This window comes from Ideonella sp. BN130291 (assembly GCF_036231905.1).
Classification (GTDB): Bacteria; Pseudomonadota; Gammaproteobacteria; order Burkholderiales; family Burkholderiaceae_C; genus CAMLIZ01.
Genome location: NZ_JAZARE010000007.1, coordinates 85469 through 100044, shown reverse-complemented (window position 1 = coordinate 100044; position 14576 = coordinate 85469). Strand labels below are relative to the sequence as shown.

15 protein-coding genes are annotated in these 14576 nt (G+C 69.4%); 5 read left to right on the top strand and 10 right to left on the bottom strand.

From position 1 onward, the window contains the following. Nucleotides 1–9: 9 nt before the first annotated feature. Complete coding sequence (locus VPH43_RS16200) at nt 10–396, bottom strand: VOC family protein (RefSeq protein ID WP_328578762.1); 387 nt, start codon at nt 394–396, stop codon at nt 10–12. A gap of 108 nt (nt 397–504) precedes the next feature. Further along, on the bottom strand, nt 505–1548 hold the full coding sequence (locus VPH43_RS16195; RefSeq protein WP_328578761.1) for a SphA family protein: 1044 nt from the start codon (nt 1546–1548) through the stop codon (nt 505–507). Between the two features lie 201 nt (nt 1549–1749). Here VPH43_RS16195 and VPH43_RS16190 point away from each other — a divergent pair, with 201 nt between their 5' ends. Continuing rightward, nucleotides 1750–2340, top strand: coding sequence for a chalcone isomerase family protein (locus VPH43_RS16190; protein WP_328578760.1), 591 nt, complete (start codon nt 1750–1752; stop codon nt 2338–2340). A 7-nt stretch (nt 2341–2347) separates the two neighbouring features. Here the strand turns inward: VPH43_RS16190 and VPH43_RS16185 are convergent, their stop codons facing one another. From VPH43_RS16185 to VPH43_RS16155, 7 genes are all read right to left on the bottom strand, one after another. Continuing rightward, nucleotides 2348–2908, bottom strand: coding sequence for a CoxG family protein (locus VPH43_RS16185; protein WP_328578759.1), 561 nt, complete (start codon nt 2906–2908; stop codon nt 2348–2350). Next, nucleotides 2899–4068 carry a vWA domain-containing protein gene (locus VPH43_RS16180; protein ID WP_328578758.1) on the bottom strand — a complete coding sequence of 390 codons (1170 nt, stop codon included), beginning with the start codon at nt 4066–4068 and terminating at the stop codon, nt 2899–2901. The genes VPH43_RS16185 and VPH43_RS16180 overlap by 10 nt, the downstream gene beginning before the upstream one ends. Before the next feature lie 178 nt (nt 4069–4246). Then, nucleotides 4247–5146, bottom strand: coding sequence for an AAA family ATPase (locus tag VPH43_RS16175; RefSeq protein ID WP_328578757.1), 900 nt, complete (start codon nt 5144–5146; stop codon nt 4247–4249). A 64-nt stretch (nt 5147–5210) separates the two neighbouring features. Further along, nucleotides 5211–6002: an FAD binding domain-containing protein gene (locus tag VPH43_RS16170; RefSeq protein ID WP_328578756.1), complete on the bottom strand. Its 792-nt coding sequence runs from the start codon at nt 6000–6002 to the stop codon at nt 5211–5213. A 139-nt stretch (nt 6003–6141) separates the two neighbouring features. Further along, the gene (locus VPH43_RS16165; RefSeq protein ID WP_328578755.1) at nt 6142–8481 is read right to left on the bottom strand and encodes a xanthine dehydrogenase family protein molybdopterin-binding subunit; all 2340 of its coding nucleotides are present in this window, start codon (nt 8479–8481) and stop codon (nt 6142–6144) included. 13 nt (nt 8482–8494) lie between these two features. Then, nucleotides 8495–8965 carry a (2Fe-2S)-binding protein gene (locus VPH43_RS16160; protein ID WP_328578754.1) on the bottom strand — a complete coding sequence of 157 codons (471 nt, stop codon included), beginning with the start codon at nt 8963–8965 and terminating at the stop codon, nt 8495–8497. A 191-nt stretch (nt 8966–9156) separates the two neighbouring features. Continuing rightward, entirely contained in the window at nt 9157–10332 is a 1176-nt protein-coding gene (locus VPH43_RS16155; protein WP_328578753.1) for a hypothetical protein, read from the bottom strand. A gap of 107 nt (nt 10333–10439) precedes the next feature. Here VPH43_RS16155 and VPH43_RS16150 point away from each other — a divergent pair, with 107 nt between their 5' ends. The 4 genes from VPH43_RS16150 to VPH43_RS16135 are packed head-to-tail and all read left to right on the top strand — an operon-like array spanning nt 10440 to nt 13842. Next, entirely contained in the window at nt 10440–11453 is a 1014-nt protein-coding gene (locus tag VPH43_RS16150; protein ID WP_328578752.1) for an XdhC family protein, read from the top strand. 3 nt (nt 11454–11456) lie between these two features. Further along, nucleotides 11457–12101 carry a glutathione S-transferase family protein gene (locus tag VPH43_RS16145; protein WP_328578751.1) on the top strand — a complete coding sequence of 215 codons (645 nt, stop codon included), beginning with the start codon at nt 11457–11459 and terminating at the stop codon, nt 12099–12101. Next, the gene (locus VPH43_RS16140; protein ID WP_442909304.1) at nt 12092–12577 is read left to right on the top strand and encodes a MaoC family dehydratase; all 486 of its coding nucleotides are present in this window, start codon (nt 12092–12094) and stop codon (nt 12575–12577) included. The genes VPH43_RS16145 and VPH43_RS16140 overlap by 10 nt, the downstream gene beginning before the upstream one ends. Further along, nucleotides 12574–13842, top strand: coding sequence for a YbfB/YjiJ family MFS transporter (locus VPH43_RS16135; RefSeq protein WP_328578750.1), 1269 nt, complete (start codon nt 12574–12576; stop codon nt 13840–13842). The genes VPH43_RS16140 and VPH43_RS16135 overlap by 4 nt, the downstream gene beginning before the upstream one ends. Here VPH43_RS16135 and VPH43_RS16130 read toward each other — a convergent pair. Next, a complete protein-coding gene (locus VPH43_RS16130; RefSeq protein ID WP_328578749.1) occupies nt 13839–14576 on the bottom strand; it encodes a hypothetical protein in 738 nt (245 codons plus the stop codon). The genes VPH43_RS16135 and VPH43_RS16130 overlap by 4 nt on opposite strands.

Here is a 14576-nt window from a genome sequence, read left to right as displayed (position 1 = left end):
CCGCTCGGGCTACGCTGGCGCGATGTCTTCATGGATGCAGAGGTAGTTGCCTTCCGTGTCCTTGAACCAGGCGGCCTTTTCGGCGCCCAGCACGCAGACATGGTCGACCGTCTTCAAGCCGGGAAAGTCATAGTCCTCGAAGATGACCCCGGCGTCCTGCAGCTCCCGCACGCTCGCGACGATGTCGGCCACCTGGAAGCTGACCGCGGTGTGGTCGGCCTTGGTGCCTTCGGGTTTGGGGAACAGGGCCAGCGTGCTGCCGCCCACCCGGTACACGAACTTGCCATCGGGCCGGGAGCCGCCGGGCTTCAGGCCAAGGCAACCTTCATAAAACACTCGCGCACGGGCGATGTCCTGGACGGGCAGCATCGTGGTGACTGAGGCATCGGACAGCATGGAAGGTCCTTTCGCTCGATCCGGCCCCGCCCGGCCCGCTGGTGCGAGCCTAAGCCGTCAGGCCCTGTGACAGCTTAGGCTCGCGACCGCTCGGGCGCCAGGCGCGTTTCAGTCCAGGCGCATGTTCAGGCGCACCCAGCTGGTGGTGCCTTCGGGCCGGTTGCGCACCGAGAACTCCTGCATCACCTTCAGATCCAGCGCCCAGGTGCCGCTCTCGGCGATGTAGGCCACCGCCGGGCCGGCCGACAGCGCCTGCACCTTATTGCCGTGATCGGCCACACCGGGGCCGGCATCCTTGGTGAACTGCTTCAGCACATAACCCTGCAGGCCGATGCGCAGCTGGTCGTTCAGGCGCCACAGCCCGGCCCAGTCGGCATGCAGGTACTGGCCCGAGCGCACGTCCGTGTCGCTGTTCCTGGTGTTGAACGAATAGGTGGCGCGCAGGCCCAGCTCCAGGCCGCTTTCCCACACGCGCGAGGCCACCAGCAGCGGCTTGAACGTCCAGTACTTGCCGGCGCCGGTGTTCACCGCACGGGCCTTGTCGTAATCGCCCAGGGGGGCGTTCACCGCAAAGCCGGCCACCAGGCGCGATTCGTCCTGCGCCCAGTCGACGAAGGCGGCCAGTTCGGGGTCGGCCAGGCCGGTGTGGCTGCCGGAGCGGCGCGCGCTCTCGGCCGCCAGGCCGGCGTTGATGGCGCCCACCACCGGCGCGGGCAGGCCGGCCGGCAGCGTGGGCACCAGGCTGATGTGCGTGGTCTGCTCCACCACCGGCAAGGTGGCGGAGAAGCCCAGGCGGCCGTCGAACACCAGCTTCTCGGTCACGTAGGTGATGCGCGGCACCAGCACGTTGGCACGCACGGCGCCTTGCACGGTGAGCGGCACGGTGCCCAGGCCCGGCACCACGGTGCTGCTGGTGGCCTGCTCGCCGTCGTCGCCGCGCAGCTGGGTGGCTTCGTAGTGCTGTACCCACAGCTGGCCGTACCAACCGGGGAACTGCGGCGTGGCCAGCTCGTAGGACGGGGCGCCCAGCAGCGCGCGCACCTGGCTGTTTTCAGTCGCCATGGCGGGCGCGGCGGCCAGCAAGGCCAGGGCGGCGGCCGCGCTGGTGCGGCGGATGGCGGCCGGGCAGGCAGCGGCGGAAAGCAGGCTCATTCGGATTCCTCAACGATTTGTGATGGAGCGGCGGGATGGTGCCGCCAATTCGTAACAAACCGTGTGCGAAGCATCACGAACGGCACTGACTAGAGAAGCCAACTCATTGGCCGGTCCTTTCGCTTGACGGGGTCGGCGAGTTGTAATCCGCCCGCCCGCATCCCGCGGGCACTTTTCATTCAACCCTTGTCAGTGACCATCATGAGCCGACTCCTTCGCGCCCTTGCCGCCGTTTGCCTTGCCGCGTTCAGCGCCCTGACCTGGGCAGCGGACGTGGAGATCGAAGGCTTCCACTTCCCCGATACCGCCACGGTGCACGGCCAACAGCTCGTGCTCAACGGCGCCGCCGTGTCGAGCATCCTCTCGACCAAGTCCACCGCGGTGGCCTTCTACCTGCCGAAGAAGCAGACCACCATGGAAGGCGCCGTGGCCGAAAAGGGCGCCAAGCGCATCCAGTTCTACATGCTGCGCGACGTGCCGGCGCGCGACCTGTCCAACGCGATGCTGGACCGCATCCGCCAGAACGCGGTGGAGGAGTTCAGTACCAACATCATCCAGACCGCGCAGCTCGGCGTGGTGTTCGGCAACCGCAGCAAGGTGTTCAAGGGCGACCTGATGGGCATCGAATACAACCCGGCCACCCAGTCCACCGAGTTCAGCCTCAACGGCCAGAAGATCGGCGACACCATCAAGGGCGAAAGCTTCTTCCCGATGATGATGAAAGTGTGGATCGGCCCCAAGGTGCGCGGCAGCACGCGCGACGCGCTGCTGGGCGGGGCCGGCAGCAAGTAAGGCCGCTTTACGAGGCGCCACGCCCCAGCAGGCGCCGCAGCGACGCGATCAGGCGGGCCAGCACACCCGCCTGCTTGGCCGCCTGGGCCGGGCTGGGCGCCGCGGCGTGCGCTGGCGCCGGATGGCGCGCCGCCAGCTGCGCGGTGAAGTTGTCAAAGAACTCGCTGGCCATCTTCTGCGCCGCCATGTCCACCAGGCGCGAGCCGATCTGCGCCACCTTGCCGCCCACGCTGGCCTGCACGGCGTAGCTGAGCAGCGTCTGGCTGGCGTCCACCGGCGTGAGCTCTACCTTGGCCGTGCCCTTGCCGTGGCCGGCCGGGCCGCCCTGCGCGTCGAACTGCAGGGTGTAGGCCTTCGGCGGGTCCATGTCGGCGAGCCTGAGCTTGCCCTTGAAGCGCGCCTTCACCGGCCCCACGGCGGCCATGATGGCCACGTCGTAGGCGTTGTCGCCGTTGGGCGTGATGGACTCGCAGCCCGGGATGCAGGCCTGCAGCAGCGCCGTGTCGTTCAGCGCGGCCCAGGCCTCGGCCTGGCCGACGGGCAGTGTTTGCTGATTGTTCAGTTCCATCGTGCGGTGTCCGGTTCGGTGAGCAGCTGGGCCAGTTGCTCCAGGCTCGCCAGATTGTGCGCGGCCACGAAGCGGTCCACCTGCGGCAGCATGGCGCGGATGCCGGCGGCCTTGGGTTCGAAGGCATCGAAGCGCAGCAGCGGGTTCAGCCACACCAGCTGGCGGCAGCTCTTGTGCAGGCGCTCCATCTCGAAGGCCAGCGCACCGGTGTCCCCATGCTCCAGGCCGTCGGTGATGAGCAGCACGGTGGCCCGGCTGCTGAGCACCCGGCGCGCCCACAGCCGGTTGAATTCATGCAGGCAGGCGGTGATGCGGGTGCCGCCGGACCAGTCGTTCACCGCATCGACCACCTGCGCCACCGCCAGGTCGGGATCGCGTTGGCGCAGCAGGCGCGTGGTGTGGGTGAGCCGGGTGCCGAACACGAAGCTGTGCACCGGCGCGTCGCCGCGGTTCAAGGCATGCGCAAAGTGCAGCAGCATGCGCGAGTAGCGGCTCATCGAGCCGGAGATGTCGGCCAGCAGCACCACCGGCGCGGGCCGCAGGCGTCGGCGTTGCCAGCGCAGGGTCCACAGCTCGCCACCGCCACGCGCCATCGCCTGCAAGCTGGCGCGCCAGTCGATGCGCACCGGCCGGTTGCTGCGCTGCAGGCGCCGCGTGGGCAGGCGAGCGAACAGCGGCTTCATCTGGCGCAGCATCTGCTTGGCGCGCAGCCATTCGTCGGCCGTCATGGTGTCGAAGTCGGCCTTGCGCAGGTGTTCGCGCTCGCTGAAGCTGAAGGCCATGTCGAACTCGGCCTGTTCGGGCGGCGCGGCGGGCGGCGGTGCGGTGGCGGCGGCGGGGTACAGCGCGGCGGAGAGCCTGCGGTTTTCGCGTTGCTGCAGCAGCCCGGCCTGCGCCTGCACCTGCGGCAGCAGCAAGGCCATCATGCGGCCGGCGATGTCGGGGTCGCGCCAGAACAGCTCGAAGGCCTGGTCGAAAAGCGGGCGGTGCTCCAGGCGGTCCACCAGGCAGGCAAGCAGCACGTCGTGGAAGTCATCGCGCCGTTCAATGCCGGCGACTTGCAGTGCTTGCAGTGCCAACTGCACGCGGTCGGTGCCGATGGGCAGCCCGGCGTGGCGCAGGACGCGGGCGAAGTGCATGACGTTGTCGGCGATTGTCACGTCGGTGCGGTCATTTGGCGTTCCACATTCCGCGGCTGGGCGTGTGGCGAGGGCGGGGTGTGGCCCACTCCGCTCATGTCCCCCGGCGCGGACTTCGTCCGCACCTCCTCCTTTACTTCGCTACGGGGCCACACCCCACCGTCCCGATCTCGCTCCAGACGACGAGTGCACCGCCAGCTCATGCCGCCCGAGCCTCGTCCACCAGGCGCTTCAACTGATCGCCTTGCAAGCGGGCGATGTCGTCCTGGTATTTCAGCAGCACACCGAGCGTGTCTTGAACCGTCTGCGGATCAAGCACCAGGGTATCGAGGGCCATCAACGCCCTCGCCCATTCGATGCTCTCGGCCACACCCGGCTGTTTGTAGAGCTCGAGTGAACGCAGTGATTGCACGAAGGCCACCACCTGGCGCGTCAGTGCGACCGGCGCTTCGGGCACTCGGCGTTTGAGGATGGCCGTCTCCCGCGCCACATCGGGGAAACCGACCCAGTGGTAGAGGCAGCGGCGTTTCACCGCGTCGTGGATCTCGCGGGTGCGGTTGGAGGTGAGCAGCACGATGGGCGGCTGCGCGGCGCGGATGGTGCCGAACTCGGGGATGGTGATCTGGAAGTCGGACAGCACCTCGAGCAGGAAGGCTTCGAAGGGTTCGTCGGCGCGGTCGAGTTCGTCGATCAGCAGCACCGGCGGCTGCAGGTGGCTGGGGTCGATGGCCTGCAGCAGCGCACGCTTGATGAGGAAGCGGCCGGAAAAAAGTTCTTCACCGAGGGCTTCGCGACTGGCGCCTTCGCGTTCGGCCAGCCTGATCTCGATCATCTGGCGCGCGTAGTTCCATTCGTAGGCCGCGCCGGCCAGGTCCAGGCCTTCATGGCATTGCAGGCGGATCAGCGGGCGCTGCAGCATCGCGGCGAGGGTCTTGGCGATCTCGGTCTTGCCGGTGCCGGGCTCGCCTTCGAGGAACAGCGGGCGCTGCAGCTTCAGGGCGAGGAACACGGCGGTGGCGAGCGAGCGCTCGGCCACGTAGTCGTGCGCCAGCAGGCCGGCCTGGGTGTCGTCGATGCTGGTGGGGAGGGCTGAACTCATCGGAGGAAAAAAAGACGCCGCTCGGCAAGCGGCGTCGTTGTCGTAGGAGACGTGGAAGCTTCGATCAGCCGGCGGCCTGCACGGCGCGTTTGGCCAGCACGGGGATGAGCGCAGCGCGGTAGTCGGCTGAACCATGCAGATCGGAATTGAGGCCGGCCGCATCGATCTTCACCCCGTCGCAGGACGTGGGCGACCAGCTGGCGGCGAGCTTGTCCTCCAGCGCCTTCACGCGGAAGGCACACGGCCCGGCGCCGGTGACCGCGACCCGCGCGCCTTGCGGGCCCTGCGCAACGAACACACCGACCAGCGAGAAGCGCGAGGCGGGCTGCTTGAACTTCTGCCAGCCCGCCTTGGTGGGGACGGGGAAACTCACCGCGGTGATGATCTCCCCCTCGGCCAGTGCCGTCTCGTACAAGGCCTTGAAGAAGTCGTCCGCGGCGATGGTGCGGCGGTCGGTGTGGATGGTGGCACCCAGGGCCAGCACGGCCGCCGGATAGTCGGCCGCCGGGTCGTTGTTGGCCAGGCTGCCGCCGATGGTGCCGCGGTTGCGCACCTGTCGATCGCCGATGTTGCCGGCCAGCTCGGCCAGCGCCGGCAACGTGTCGCGCACCGCCTGCGATTCGGCCACGCTGGCGTGCGTGGCCATGGCGCCCAGCGTGACGGTGCCGCCGGACACGCGGATGCTCTTCAGCTCCGCGATGCCGCCCAGGTCCACCAGCGATTCCGGTGCGGACAGCCCGAGCTTCATGGCCGGCAGCAGCGACTGCCCGCCGGCCAGGAAGCGCGCGCCGGCGGCGCCCACTGCCTGCTGCGCCTCGGCCAGCGAGGTGGGCTGTTGATAGGCAAATGCTTGCATGGGGAAGGTCCTTTCAGTCTCTCGAGCGCTCACTGTTGCTGCACGCCGCCCGCCAGCCCGGCGGCTGCCGCGGCGCCGGCGTTGGCGGGCCGCTGGCAGCGCCCCTTGAAGGGAGGCGCCGAAGGCGCCCCGGGGTGGTTCATCTTGCAGCGCGCCACACGGTGTGCGGGGTGGCGGGCATCGGAACGTCCTTCACGCCCAGGGCGTCGCAGATCGCGTTGATCACCGCCGGCGGCGAGCCGATGGCACCGGCTTCGCCGCAGCCCTTGGCGCCCATGGGATTGTGGGTGCAGGGCGTGCCCTTCACCGTGGACACGGTGATGGTGGGCAGGTCCGCCGCGCGCGGCATCGCATAGTCCATGTAGCTGCCGGTGAGCAGCTGGCCCATGGTGTCGTACTGGCCGAATTCCATCAGCGCCTGGCCGATGCCCTGGGCCACCCCGCCATGCACCTGGCCCTCGACGATCATCGGGTTGATCACGTTGCCGAAGTCGTCGCAGGCGGTGAAGCGCTCGATGCGGGTGACGCCGGTGGCCGGGTCGATCTCCACCTCGCAGATGTAGGTGCCCGCGGGGTAGGTGAAATTGCTCGGGTCGTAGAAGGCGTTTTCGTTCAGCCCGGGCTCCAGCTTGTCGTGCGGGAAGTTGTGCGGCACATAAGCCGTCAGCGCCACCTGCGCAAAAGGCACGGCCTTGTCGGTGCCGGCCACCTTGAACACGCCGTCGGTGAACTCCACGTCGCTGTCGTCGGCTTCCATGAGGTGCGCCGCGATCTTGCGCCCCTTGGCGATCACCTTGTCGGCGGCCTTCAGGATGGCGGTGCCACCCACCGCCAGCGAACGTGAACCGTAGGTGCCCATGCCGAACAGCACCTTGGCGGTGTCGCCGTGCTCGATGTTCACGTCGTCCATCGGGATGCCGAGCTTGTCGGCCACCAACTGCGCGAAGGTGGTCTCGTGGCCCTGGCCATGGCTGTGGGAGCCGGTGAAGATGGTCACCTTGCCGGTCGGGTGCACCCGCACCTCGCCGGCTTCGAAAAGCCCGGCGCGCGCCCCCAGCGCACCGGCCACGCTCGAGGGTGCAATGCCGCAGGCCTCGATGTAGGCCGCGTAGCCGATGCCGCGCTTGAAGCCCATCGCCTCGCTGGCTGCCTTGCGGGCCGGGAAGCCCGCCACGTCGGCCAGCTCGATCGCTCGGTTCAAGGTGGCGTCGTAGTCTCCGGTGTCGTAGGTCAGTCCCACCGGCGTGGCATACGGGAACTCGCGGATGAAGTTGCGCCGGCGGATCTCCGCCGGGTCGATGCCCAGCTCCTTGGCCGCCGTCTCCACGATGCGCTCCACCACATACGTGGCCTCCGGCCGGCCCGCGCCGCGGTAGGCGTCCACCGGCGCGGTGTTGGTGAACACCGCCTTCACCGTCGCATGGATCTTGGGCGTGGTGTATTGGCCGGCCAGCAAGGTGGCATACAGGATGGTGGGCACCGCAGTGGAGAAGGTGCTCAGGTACGCGCCCAGGTTGGCGGTGGTGTTCACCCGCAGTCCCAGGAATTTGCCGCTCCGGTCACAGGCGAGCTCCACCTTGGTGAGGTGGTCGCGCCCGTGCGCATCCGACAGGAACGATTCGCTGCGCTCAGCCGTCCACTTGACGGGCCGCTTCAGCTGTTTGCTGGCCCATACCAGCGCGGTTTCCTCTCCGTACAAAAAGATCTTCGAGCCGAAGCCGCCGCCCACGTCGGGAGCGACCACGCGCATCTTGTGCTCCGGAATGCCGAGCACGAAGGCGCACATCAGCAGGCGCTCGACGTGCGGATTCTGGTTGGCGACGTACAGCGTGTGGCTGTCGTCCGATGGGTTGTAGGTCGCGTTCGCAGCGCGCGGCTCGATCGCATTGGGGATCAGCCGGTTGTTGCGGAAGGTGAGGGTGCTCACATGCGGCGCGCCCTTGAAGGCCAGGTCGGTGCCGCTCTCGTCGCCGATGGACCAGAGGTAGCACTGGTTGTCCGGCGCTTCGTCGTGCACCGCGGCCCCGGCGCCGGCCACGTCGGCGATGTCCACCACCGCGGGCAGCTCTTCGTAGTCCACATCGATCAGCGCGGCAGCCGCCTTGGCCTGCTCCACCGTCTCCGCCACCACCAGCGCGACGCGGTCGCCTACGTAGCGCACCTTGCCGTCGGCCAGGATCGGATGGCGCGGCTCCTTCATCGGCTGGCCGTCGATGCTGTTGATCAGCCAGCCGCAGGGCAGCCCGCCCACGGCCTTGAAGTCGTCCCCGGTGAAGATGCCCAGCACACCTTCGGCGCGACGCGCGACGGACGCGTCCACGCGCTTCAAGAGCGCATGGGCGTAGGGCGAGCGCAGGAAGACGCCGTAGCTCTGCTGCGGCAGGGTGATGTCGTCGGTGTACTGGCCGCGGCCAGTGAGGTAGCGGGCGTCCTCGCGGCGAACGACGGACTGGCCGACGAAGTTCTGGCGTGCATTCATGTCGGTGCTCCGGTTAGCGCATGGCCTCGGCGCCCTGCTGGACCGCCTTGACGATGTTCTGGTAGCCGGTGCAACGGCAGAAATTGCCGTCCAGCCGCTCGCGGATCTGCTGCTCGCTGGCGTCGGGGCATTGCTGCACCAGCTCCACCGCGCTCATCACCATGCCTGGGGTGCAGAAGCCGCACTGCAGGCCATGGCACTGGCGGAACGCCTCCTGCATCGGATGCAGCTGCCCGTTCTCCGCCGCCAGGCCTTCGATGGTGAGCACCTCGCTGCCCTGGGCCTGCACGGCCAGCATGGTGCAGCTCTTCACCGCACGGCCGTTGAGGTGCACGGTGCAGGCGCCGCACTGCGAGGTGTCGCAGCCGATGTGGGTGCCGGTCAGGCGCAAGCCCTCGCGCACAAAGTCCGACAGCAGGGTCTGCGGGGCCACCTCGCGCGTGACCGGCGCGCCGTTGACCTTCAGCGTGATCGTCAAGCCCATCGTTGTCTCCTTCGGTGTTCGCTGGCTCGCGTTCCGTCGGCTGCTCTGGCGTGATCGCGTTCGTGACGAATGGCCGGCGGGGATCGAGGGGCCATGCTAGGACGATGCCCCCCGCCGCACCGGCGGGCAAACCCTTATGCCGCACCGGGCACATGCGGCCGGCGCGGCTTGAGCGGGGCGGTGCCGCCGACTCAGATCGCGCTGAGCGCTGCCACCTGCTGCTGCCGCGCCATGCCGCTGCGTTGGCCCTGGGCAAGCAGCAGCGAGATGTCGAAGCCGTTGCTGTAGACCACGCTGCCGTCGGCCCGCAGGTCGAAGCAGGCGACGTGCTGCGCCAGCACTTCGGGCACGCCGCTGTGCGGCGACATGCGAACCAGCTCCCAGTTGCGCGGTACCAGGTTGCCGGCGTACTGGGGGTCGGCCTTCACCTTGGACAGCTCGATCATCCGGCCGTGCAGCCACAGCCGTCCCAGGTCCTGGTCCAGCGCCGGCGTGCGTGGCCCGCCGGCCGAGCGCAAGGGCTCCTTGCCATAGACCATCGAGAAGAAGTTGAGGTAGCCGAACACCGCCTTCAACAGGCGCAGGGGCATCAGCAGCAGGTCCGTGAGTGCGGTGCCCGCCCGCTGGTGGGGCAGCTTCTCCGCAGGTCGCCGGATCGCATACAGGCGTCCCTGCGTGTCCATGCGCGGTGCGACGAAGTCGTGGCGGGGGTCGTCCAGCACCGTTTCCAGCTGGCCGTTGCCGTAGTTCAGCAGGTGCACGCAGGCGTGCGCCTGTGCCATCACATGGCCGCCTTGCGGATGGCGGGCGACGCCGCTGGACTGGTAGACGATCGTGCGCGAGCGCCCCGGCACCAGCGCCGGGGCCGCATCCACGCATTCCCCCTCGGTGAGGGTCGCGCGGCGGTTGCCGTCCTCGTCATAGACCTCGACATGCGCGGTGCCGTCGGCGTGCCGGGACGCGACGATCAGCCGCCTGTCCTCCGGGTTGTAGACGAAGCCTTCGCATTCCCAGTCGGTGCGGTGGAAGAGGCGCACCTCGCGGTCCTCGGCCAGGTGGCGGCGGAACAGCCCGCGCGTGCGGCCCACCGCGAGCACGTAGTACAGCGTGTCGTCGTCGTCGGCGCGGCAGGCGTGCAGGAAGCGCACCTGCATGGCACCGTCGGCGCCGGCCGGGTGCCCCCACAAGGTGGCAGTGGGGATCACACCGGTCTGCTCTTCACGCGGCGCGTGTTTCCAGCCGGTGGTGCGGCGGCTCTGCAGGGCGCGCTCGATCAGCTCCTTCGCAAACGGCGACTCGATCTGCCGCGGCGCGGTGCCTTCGTCGTGCAGCCACAGCTCTCCATCGGCAATCGACAGCGTGCGCATGGTTTTCCCCTCCATCGGCCCGACGGACCTGTCCTGGCTTGTGTGGGCGCGATCTTATCGTTGGCCCTGCTGTGCACGAAGACCGAGGAAGCCGCACACTCGCGGCCATGGACAACGTCGACCTCACGATCCTGCGCCAGGTGATCGACTGGCAGCGCGCCGGCCACCGCGTGGTGCTGGCCACCGTCACCCGCACCTGGGGCTCGGCGCCGCGGCCGATCGGCTCGGTGGTGGCCGTGCGGGGCGATGGGCAGATCGCCGGTTCGGTGTCCGGCGGCTGCATCGAGGACGACCTGATCGCCAAGGTCAAGGACGGCGCGCTCGCGTTGCAAAAACCGGAGGTCACGGTGTATGGCGTGGGGGCCGAAGAGGCCACGCGTTTCGGCCTGCCCTGCGGCGGCACTTTGCAGCTGGTGCTGGAGCCGGTGGGCGCGGCGTCGCGCCTGCCCGAGCTGCTGGAGCGCCTGGCCCGCGGCGAACTGGTGCGCCGGGTGCTGCACCTGGCCGACGGCGGTGTGGAGCTGGACACCGCCGGCCCCAGCGACGAGCTGCACCTGAGCGACAGCGCACTCACCACCACGCACGGCCCGCGCTGGCGCCTGCTGCTCATCGGTGCCGGCCAGATGACCTACTACCTCGCCACCATGGCCAAAGCACTGGACTATGAAGTGCTGATCTGCGACCCGCGCGCCGAATACGCCGACGCCTGGAACGTGCCGGGCGCCCGCCTGCTGCGCGCGATGCCCGACGACACGGTGCTGGAGCTGCAGCCCGACGGCCACACGGCCGTGATCGCGCTCACCCACGATCCCAAGCTGGACGACCTGGCGCTGATGGAAGCGCTGAAGAGCGCGGCCTTCTACGTGGGCGCCATCGGCTCGCGCGTGAACCAGGCCAAGCGCAAGGCGCGGCTGGCCGAGCACTTCGGCCTCACGCCTCAGCAACTGGCCCGCCTGCACGGCCCGGTGGGGTTGAAGAACGGCGCACGCACGCCACCGGAGATCGCGGTGTCCATCCTGGCCGAGCTCACCGCGGTGCGTTATGGCTTCGAGGTGCCCGAGCCGGTGGCGGTGCATGCGGGTGCGCAGCCCGACGCCGGCTGCGTCGTGGACAACAATTGAGCCATGCTGCAACTCCACTACTTCCCCAGCAACGCCAGCATGGCGCCGCACATCCTGCTCGAAGAGATCGGCGTGCCGTTCGCGCTCAAGCGAGTGGCGCGCGACGAGGGCGAACACAAGTCCCCGGCCTACCTCAAGCTCAACCCCAACGGCCTGATCCCGGTGCTGGTCGATGGCGAGCTGGTGCTGTACGAGGCGGCGGCGATCTGCCTGCACCTGGTCGACAGCCATCCCGAATGCGGGCTGGCGCCGGCCTTGGGCACGGCCGAGCGCGCGCACTTCTACAAGTGGCTGGTGTGGATGACCAACACCTTGCAGGCGAGCCTGATCCACTACTTCTATCCCGACCGCCTGGTGGACCCGGGCAACGCCGACGGCACGGCGCAAGTGAAGCGCCAGGCCGAAGCGCGTGTGGGCGTGCTGCTGGACCAGCTGGACGGGCACCTCGCCGAAGCCGGCCCATGGATGATGGGCGAGCGCTACAGCGCGCTCGATCCCTATGCCTTCATGCTGTGCCGCTGGACGCGCGGTTTCCAGCGCCCGGCGCGCGAGCTGCCGCACGTGGGCCCCTACCTGCAGCGCCTGCTGCAGCGGCCGGCGTTGCAGCGCGCCCTGGCCACCGAGCAACTGCAGGCGCCGTGGGTCTGACGATGGCGGGCGCAACACCGGCACCCACCTGGTGGTGGGAGGACTTCAAAGTCGGCAAGGTGCTGACCAGCGGCACCGTCGAGGTCACGCGCGAGGAAGTGATCGCCTTCGCCAGCCGCTACGACCCGCAGCGCTTCCACGTCGATGAAGCGGCGGCCAAGGAGACGATGTTCGGCGGCCTCATTGCCAGCGGCTGGATGACCGCCGCACTCTCCATGCGCCTGATGTGCGACGCCTACCTGCTGGACAGTGCCAGCCTGGGATCGCCCGGCGTCGAGAAGCTGCAGTGGCTCAAGCCGGTGCGCCCCGGCGACGTGCTGCACGTGCGCACCACCGTGCTCGAGGCGCGGCCGATGGCGAGCAAGCCGCACATCGGCCTGGCGCGCTCGCGCATGGAAACGCTGAACCAGCACGGCGAGGCGGTGATGACCATGGAAGCCTGGGGCATGTACCGAAGGCGCGAGCCGGCCGCGTGAGTCGGGCCCGCCTGCGCGAAGAGGCGCGTTCCCGCTCCGCCGCAGCGATCGGTGCAGCCGTGATCCGGCAGCCGTTGATGGTGGGACTGCTGCTCTCGCTGGCTGCGGCCGTGTCGCTGGGCATGGCCCGGTTTTCCTATGCGCTGCTGGTGCCGCCGATGCGGGCCGACCTCCACTGGAGCTACCTGCTCGCCGGTGCGATGAACACGGCGAATGCGCTGGGCTACCTGGTCGGCGCGCTGGCCGCGCCCGCCGCCTTGCGACGCTGGGGCGCGGGCCGCGCCTTGCTGGCCGGCTCGGCCGCCACCAGTCTGTTCATGCTGCTCACCGGCCTGGTCATCGCCACGCCGCCGCTGCTGCTGTTGCGCGCCTTCACCGGCGTGGCCAGTGCTCTGGTGTTCATTGCCGGCGGGCTGCTGGCGGCCCGCCTGGCCAGCCGGGCGGCGCAAGGGTCGGGCTTCCTGCTCGCGCTGTACTACGGCGGCACCGGCTGGGGCATCGGGTTCGCGGCGCTGGGCGTGCCGGCGGCGCAGCAGGTGGCGGCCGATGCCGCCCGGGCCGCGGGGGCGTTTGCCTGGCAGGCCGCCTGGCTGGCGCTCGGGCTGGCCTGCGCGCTGGCCACGGTCGCCCTGCGCTGGCCGGTGCGATCCCTGGCCGACCGCCCGGCGGATGCGGCGCCCGCGGCCGGCCGGGGCCGCATGCCGTGGCGAAGCTTCGGCTGGGCGCTGGCAGCCTACTTCATGTTCGGTTTCGGCTACATCGGGTACATGACCTTCGTGGTGGCGCTGCTGCGCGAGCAGGGCCTGGCGCCGGCTCAGGTGACCACGTTCTATGCCCTGCTGGGGGCGGCAGTGGTGGCTTCGTCGGGCCTGTGGTCCGGTCTGCTGCACCGGCACCGCAACGGCTGGCCGCTGGCCGTGCTCAACGTGCTGCTGGCCGGCGCCTGCGCATTGCCGGCGCTGGGCCAGGGCGTCTGGGCGGTGTTCGCCTCCGGCATCGCGTTCGGCGCCATCTTCCTGCAGGTGCCTGGTGCGACCACGGCGCTGGTGCGCCACAACCTGCCGTCGTCCGCCTGGCCGGCCGGCATCAGCGCCTTCACCATCGTGTTCGCGGTCGGGCAGATCGTGGGACCCACGCTGGTGGGTTATGTGTCCGACGCGGCCGGTGGGCTGGCGCGCGGCCTGCTGTGGTCGGCGCTCGCCCTGGCCGCGGGTGGGTTGCTCGGGCTGGGGCAGCGGGCCCTGCCGGTGGACCAGCCGGCCTAGAACCAGCCCTCGTTGGTGGCCGCCGGATGGGTGCGGCTGACGATCAGGCCGGCCTGCAGGTACAGCGCGTTCAGCAGCCGGGTGGCGCGGCCGCGCGTGAAGCCCGGCCAGTCGCTGATCTCCCGCAGGTTGGTGGTGTGGCGCTGCAGCCGCTTCACCGCCGCCAGCAGGGAGCCGCCCAGGGCCAGCGGGCTCAGGTCGACCCCCGGCGCCACGCGGTAGGCGGCACTGCCGGCGATCTCGGGCAGCAGCTCCTCGCGAGAGCCGTGCATCGCCAGCTGCCAGGTCACCGGCGCCAGCGGGTGGTACAGGTGCAGCTCGCCCACCAGGCTCTTCACCGGGTCGCCCGGCGGGCGCAGCATGGCGGGCTCCACGTGCATCACCTGCAGCTCGGCCAGCTTGCAGGCGAGGAACTCGGCCATCGGCACCGGACAGTGGGCCAGGCGCTCCATCGGGAACAGCGTGAGCGGCACCACCTTGTCGTCGCACTGCAGGTGGATGCACAGCGGCCGGGCATGGCGCACGCAGGCGGCCACGGCTTCCAGCAGCTCGGTCTGGCGGCCGTCGTGCTCGAAGCGCATCAGATCCTGCAGCAGCGACGGGCTGAGCGCGGACAGGCGGCTGGCCGACGCGTCGGAGACATTGCCCTGCTTCACCAGGTCGTCGAGATAGCGCTGGAACGCGCTCACGCGCATCAGCTCCGGCTCGCCGAAAGGCAGGGTGGACTCGAACAT

What these genes read in the sequence shown, in the direction of transcription:
- VPH43_RS16175 (WP_328578757.1), bottom strand. Translation starts at nt 5,146, where the DNA reads ATGAGTTCAGCCCTCCCCACCAGCATCGACGACACCCAGGCCGGCCTG.
- VPH43_RS16160 (WP_328578754.1), bottom strand. Translation starts at nt 8,965, where the DNA reads ATGGGCTTGACGATCACGCTGAAGGTCAACGGCGCGCCGGTCACGCGC.
- VPH43_RS16145 (WP_328578751.1), top strand. Translation starts at nt 11,457, where the DNA reads ATGCTGCAACTCCACTACTTCCCCAGCAACGCCAGCATGGCGCCGCAC.
- VPH43_RS16130 (WP_328578749.1), bottom strand. Translation starts at nt 14,576, where the DNA reads ATGTTCGAGTCCACCCTGCCTTTCGGCGAGCCGGAGCTGATGCGCGTG.
- VPH43_RS16155 (WP_328578753.1), bottom strand. Translation starts at nt 10,332, where the DNA reads ATGCGCACGCTGTCGATTGCCGATGGAGAGCTGTGGCTGCACGACGAA.
- VPH43_RS16150 (WP_328578752.1), top strand. Translation starts at nt 10,440, where the DNA reads ATGGACAACGTCGACCTCACGATCCTGCGCCAGGTGATCGACTGGCAG.
- VPH43_RS16200 (WP_328578762.1), bottom strand. Translation starts at nt 396, where the DNA reads ATGCTGTCCGATGCCTCAGTCACCACGATGCTGCCCGTCCAGGACATC.
- VPH43_RS16195 (WP_328578761.1), bottom strand. Translation starts at nt 1,548, where the DNA reads ATGAGCCTGCTTTCCGCCGCTGCCTGCCCGGCCGCCATCCGCCGCACC.
- VPH43_RS16170 (WP_328578756.1), bottom strand. Translation starts at nt 6,002, where the DNA reads ATGCAAGCATTTGCCTATCAACAGCCCACCTCGCTGGCCGAGGCGCAG.
- VPH43_RS16165 (WP_328578755.1), bottom strand. Translation starts at nt 8,481, where the DNA reads ATGAATGCACGCCAGAACTTCGTCGGCCAGTCCGTCGTTCGCCGCGAG.
- VPH43_RS16185 (WP_328578759.1), bottom strand. Translation starts at nt 2,908, where the DNA reads ATGGAACTGAACAATCAGCAAACACTGCCCGTCGGCCAGGCCGAGGCC.
- VPH43_RS16190 (WP_328578760.1), top strand. Translation starts at nt 1,750, where the DNA reads ATGAGCCGACTCCTTCGCGCCCTTGCCGCCGTTTGCCTTGCCGCGTTC.